The sequence below is a fragment of the Streptomyces sp. RP5T genome, assembly GCF_003933965.1.
Lineage (GTDB): Bacteria > Actinomycetota > Actinomycetes > Streptomycetales > Streptomycetaceae > Streptomyces.
Genome location: NZ_RSAJ01000723.1, coordinates 1 through 3,784 on the forward strand (window position 1 = coordinate 1; position 3,784 = coordinate 3,784).

The following is a 3,784-nucleotide window of genomic DNA, read 5'->3' on the forward strand; positions in this document are numbered from 1 at the left end:
AGGCTACGCCGTCCCGTTGATCCGCTCGATGGCCTGGCGGGCCTGGTCGGCGGGCGGGCGGGGCGGCAGGGCCGAGACGGAGGCGCTGGTGGTGGGGGGCATCGCCGAGGGCTGCTCACCGGCCGGCTTGGCGTGCGCCGCGGACCGCGTGGACCGCAGCCGGTTGCTCACCGCCTCGTCGAGCGTCACCGGCCGCTGCATCTGGGACGCCAGCCGCCCGGCCTCCTGACCGAGCCTGGCCACGTCCTCCCACGGCAGTCGCACCACCAGGGAGAGCTCGGCCTCACCGTCGGGAAGAGCGTGCATCGGCGTCATACGGTCGTTCATCGCTGTTCCTCACGTAGTCCCCGCGGCCCGCCTTCCCCGTGCCGCGGGCGGTTGAGGAGTCATACGCACGCGCGCGTGCGGGTGTTCACCGACGCGCCACCGATTCACCGGGCCCATCGCGGGCAGTACTTCCTTGTGGTCATCCCCGTCCATGACGTGAACCCCGTGCGCCGCACCCCCGTGGTGACGTACGCGCTCATCGCCGCGAACGTCCTCGTGTTCCTGTACATGCCCGGCCTGGCCGGGTCCGTGGCGGGCGACAGCAGCGTGTCGCAGCTGTGCCATCTCCAGGCGTTCCTGGACCACTGGGCGGCGATCCCGCAGGAGTTGATCCACCATCAGATGCCGAAGCTCGTCCCCACGGGCGACGTCGGCACGAACGCGCAGGGCGCGACGGGCTGTGTGGTGGCCCCGCCGGACTACGAGAAGTCGCCCGCGCTGTCGGTCCTGACGGCGATGTTCCTGCACGGCGGCTGGCTGCACCTGCTGGGCAACATGCTGTTCCTGCTGATCTTCGGCAACAACGTCGAGGACCGCATGGGCCATGTGCGCTTCGCGCTCTTCTACGTCGTCTGCGGCTACGCGGCCTCGTACGGCTTCGCGCTGCTCAACGCCGACTCCGGCGACCCGCTGATCGGCGCCTCGGGGGCCATCGCCGGGGTCCTGGGCGCCTATCTGGTGCTGTACCCGAAGGCCAGGGTGTGGGTCCTGGTGCCGTTCCTGGTGTTCCTGCCGCTGAGACTGCCGGCCTGGCTGGTGCTGGGCTTCTGGTTCGTGCTCCAGGCGTTCTACTCGTCCGGCGAGGGCGTCTCCGCCGCGGGCACGGTCGCGTACGCGGCGCATGTCGTCGGCTTCCTCGCCGGGATGGCGCTCGCCTGGCCGCTGAAGCCGGGCACTCCCCCTCCGCCGGAACCGCGCGGCCTGCTGTTCGGCAGGAAGGCGCGGCCCCGGCACACGTGGTGACTCAGCGAGCGGTGTGCGTGTGCACGTACTCCACGAGGCGGGTCAGCGCGTCCGGGTCGGTGGACGGCATGACGCCGTGGCCGAGGTTGAAGACGTGGCCCTCCAGGCCGGCGGCCGCGTCGAGCACCTCGCGGGTCTTGGCCTCGACGGCCTCCGTGGACGCGAACAGGACCGTCGGGTCGAGGTTGCCCTGGAGCGCCTTGCCGGGGCCGACGCGGCGGGCGGCCTCGTCGAGCGGGACCCGCCAGTCGACGCCGACGACGTCCGCGCCGGCCTCGCCCATCAGTTGCAGCAGCTCACCGGTGCCGACGCCGAAGTGGATGCGGGGCACGCCGTAGCCCTCGACGGCGTCGAAGACCTTCGCGGAGGCGGGCAGCACCGAGCGGCGGTAGTCGGCGGGGGCGAGGGCGCCGGCCCAGGAGTCGAAGAGCTGGACGGCGGAGGCGCCGGCCTCGATCTGGACCTTCAGGAAGGCCGCGGTGATGTCGGCGAGGCGGTCGAGCAGGTCGGCCCACAGCTCGGGGTCGCCGTACATGATCGCCTTGGCGTTCTCGTAGGTGCGCGAGGGGCCGCCCTCGACGAGGTAACTCGCGAGGGTGAAAGGTGCGCCGGCGAATCCGATGAGGGGGGTCGGGCCGAGCTCGCGGGTCAGCAGGCCGATGGCCTCGGTGACGTAGGAGACGTCCTCGGGAGTGAGGTCGCGCAGCTGGGCCAGGTCGGCGCGGGTGCGGATCGGGCGCTCGACGACCGGGCCGACGCCGGGCTTGATGTCGAGGTCGATGCCGATGGCCTTGAGCGGGACGACGATGTCGCTGTAGTAGATCGCCGCGTCCACGTTGTGCCGGCGCACCGGCTGGAGCGTGATCTCGGCGACCAGCTCGGGCCGCGTGCAGGACTCCAGCATCGGGATGCCCTCGCGCACCTTGCGGTACTCGGGAAGCGAACGCCCGGCCTGGCGCATGAACCACACCGGGGTGTGCGGCACGGGCTCGCGCCGGCATGCCTTGAGGAAGGCGGAATCGTACGTGGCTGACGGCGGCGTCTGGTGTGCACTCACGTCGGAAAGTCTCGCACGGTGCGACGGGTGCCGAGTGCGCGGTGTCCGTGTGGGCAAGGAGCGGAGTCAGGGTGTCTAGGCCCGCACCACGGCCCCCTTCCCCTTAACCTTCCCGCATGGCTGCGGCACAAGAACGACTGTCGGACGACTCGGGCGGAATGGACGACGCGAAGGGGAGCGACCGGGAGGGGAGCGGTGGGGCTCCGCCGGCCTTCCGGGCCGCGGTTCACGCCCTGCGCGGCAGTCGGCTGCGGCCGCAGATCGAGATCGAGGCGACACGGGCTCCCCAGCGGCTCGCCCCGCACGCGTACGCGCTGGAGGCGACCGTCGTCGACGGCGACCAGGACCTCGCCGACGGGCGCCTGGTGCTGCTGCACGACCCGGACGGCCACGACGCCTGGCGGGGCACCTTCCGGCTGGTGACGCTGGTGCGCGCGGAGCTGGAGCCGGAGATGGCCGCCGACCCGCTGCTGCCCGAGGTGTGCTGGTCCTGGCTGACCGGGGCGCTCTCGGCGCGCGGGCTGTCGTACGGCGAGCCGAGCGGCACCGTCACGCGCGCGAGCTCGCACTACTTCGGAGGTCTGTCCGAGCGCCCCGCGGCCTCGCAGATCGAGATCCGCGCCTCCTGGACGCCCCGTGAGGGCCTGGGCGGGGTGCCGGACACGGCGGCGCACCTCGCCTCCTGGTGCGATCTGCTGGCCCAGGTCGCGGGCCTGCCGCCGGCCGGGCCGGGCGACGCGTCGGTGGTCACGCTTCCCCAGCGGCGGGATCCGCAGGCGCGCTGACCGTCCGGGGCGGGGGGTGGCACGCCAGCGGGGTGGCCACCCACATGGAGCATCAATTTGTCGATACGGCCACTTTCAGTCAGGAGTGGCCCCTCGAACGAACCGATACGTTCACCGAACGATCGACCGTACGTCCGAATTGCACTAATTGTTACTCACTAGATCGTGATCATTCTCTAAAGGACGCCGGGTTCGGTGCCGAAGACGTCTGTGACCTTCCAAGCCGTCCCGCACCCCAGGAGGCCCGGTGTCCGTTCTCCTCGAGCAGCCCGCAAGCCTGGTCGCCTACCGCCCGAACAAGCCCACCGCCATGGTGGTCGTGGCCGACCCGCGCGTCCGCTCCACCGTCACCCGTCACCTCTGGGCGCTCGGTGTGCGCGATGTCATCGAGGCCTCGTCCGTTGCGGAGGCCCGTCCCCGTATCGGCAGTCCCAGAGACATCTGCGTCGCCGAGGTCCATCTCCCCGACGGCTCCGGCCTCACGCTGCTGTCGGAAACCCGCGCCGCGGGCTGGCCCAACGGCCTCGCCCTCTCCGCGGCCGACGACATCGGCGCCGTGCGCAACGCCCTCGCGGGCGGCGTCAAGGGCTACGTCGTCACCGGCACCCGGACCAACCTCGGGCTCCCCACCCGACCGGGAGCCGCCCCCATC

General features: G+C 71.7%; 5 protein-coding genes. 3 read left to right on the forward strand and 2 right to left on the reverse strand.

Annotated elements, in window-relative coordinates; all coding sequences use genetic code 11:
- Positions 1-3: 3 nt before the first annotated feature.
- The gene (locus tag EHS43_RS39860; protein WP_185806614.1) at positions 4-327 is read right to left on the reverse strand and encodes a hypothetical protein; all 324 of its coding nucleotides are present in this window, start codon (positions 325-327) and stop codon (positions 4-6) included.
- Between the two features lie 135 nt (positions 328-462).
- On the opposite strand from EHS43_RS39860, the gene EHS43_RS39865 reads away from it, so the two are divergent.
- On the forward strand, positions 463-1,290 hold the full coding sequence (locus EHS43_RS39865; RefSeq protein ID WP_125195440.1) for a rhomboid family intramembrane serine protease: 828 nt from the start codon (positions 463-465) through the stop codon (positions 1,288-1,290).
- Between the two features lies 1 nt (position 1,291).
- On the opposite strand, the gene hemE is transcribed toward EHS43_RS39865, so the two are convergent.
- Positions 1,292-2,347: a uroporphyrinogen decarboxylase gene (gene hemE, locus EHS43_RS39870; protein WP_125195438.1), complete on the reverse strand. Its 1,056-nt coding sequence runs from the start codon at positions 2,345-2,347 to the stop codon at positions 1,292-1,294.
- Between the two features lie 158 nt (positions 2,348-2,505).
- Here hemE and EHS43_RS39875 point away from each other — a divergent pair, with 158 nt between their 5' ends.
- Both EHS43_RS39875 and EHS43_RS39880 read left to right on the forward strand, forming a co-directional pair.
- The gene (locus EHS43_RS39875) at positions 2,506-3,132 is read left to right on the forward strand and encodes a DUF3000 domain-containing protein (protein ID WP_185806616.1); all 627 of its coding nucleotides are present in this window, start codon (positions 2,506-2,508) and stop codon (positions 3,130-3,132) included.
- Positions 3,133-3,379: 247 nt separating this feature from the next.
- On the forward strand, positions 3,380-3,784 hold a 405-nt coding region (locus tag EHS43_RS39880; protein WP_185806615.1), incomplete at its 3' end, for a response regulator.

Bases quoted from the DNA above. Each gene is read 5' to 3' on its own strand.
- EHS43_RS39860 (WP_185806614.1), bottom strand. From the start codon at position 327: ATGAACGACCGTATGACGCCGATGCACGCTCTTCCCGACGGTGAGGCC.
- EHS43_RS39875 (WP_185806616.1), top strand. From the start codon at position 2,506: ATGGACGACGCGAAGGGGAGCGACCGGGAGGGGAGCGGTGGGGCTCCG.